The organism is Streptomyces sp. SID12501, assembly GCF_010550245.1.
GTDB lineage: Bacteria > Actinomycetota > Actinomycetes > Streptomycetales > Streptomycetaceae > Streptomyces.
Window position 1 is genome coordinate 1 of sequence record NZ_JAAGLU010000181.1, and the last position, 746, is coordinate 746.

Annotated in this window: 1 pseudogene; it reads right to left on the reverse strand. The window is 69.8% G+C overall.

Annotation, left to right across the window (positions count from 1 at the left end):
- Positions 1-746 (reverse strand): annotated as a pseudogene (locus G3I71_RS45095) (ATP-binding protein); the annotation flags it as partial.

The window sequence follows — 746 nt, forward strand, 5'->3', positions numbered from 1 at the left end:
GGCTCGGCTCCGGTGCCGTCCAGGACGCGCTTGAGGTCGATGAACGACCAGGCGCCGTAGGCGTCCGCGTCCAGGACGGCCAGCCGCTTGAGGACGTCCTGCGTGAGCACACGCGAGGCGTCCCCGAGCACGGCGGCGACGTCGGCGAGCGGATCGCGCTGCTCGCCGGTGTCGACGGCGCGCAGGGTGGTGATCCCGGCGCGCATGGCCTTGGCGCGGTCGGTGATGGCTTCGGCCGCGTCGTCGTCGATGTAGTGGGTTCGCACGGTGATGGACGCCTGCCCGGCGGGAATGGCGATGCCGGACGAGGCGAGAACCAGGGTTCCCTGATCCAGGCCGGGGCGCAGCAGGTTGGGGGCCGCGCCGCCGTCGACTGCCTTGTCTCCCAGCGCCATGCGTGCCTGTGACTCCGTGCCCAGGGCGAGCGAGGCACGCGTGTGCGCACCTTCCCGGACGAGCTTGGGGAGGTTCTGGTCGGTGGGGTCCTGGGTCCCCTGCCACATCAGCACGTTCACCGCACGGCCCTGGTTGTGGATCTTGCGGACCGCCATGAAGTACCGGGAGGTGGCCTTGGATCCGCCGTAGGGGCGCCGCTCGTCGTCGACGACCGGGCACATGAACGCCATCTGTGCTTCGTCCACGATCACGATCAGGGCGGGGAACACCGTTCCGGGCGGGGCCTGGATACGACGGTTCATCTCCTCCACCGCCCGCTCAACCATCTCGGTCACCTGGATCACGTGGTC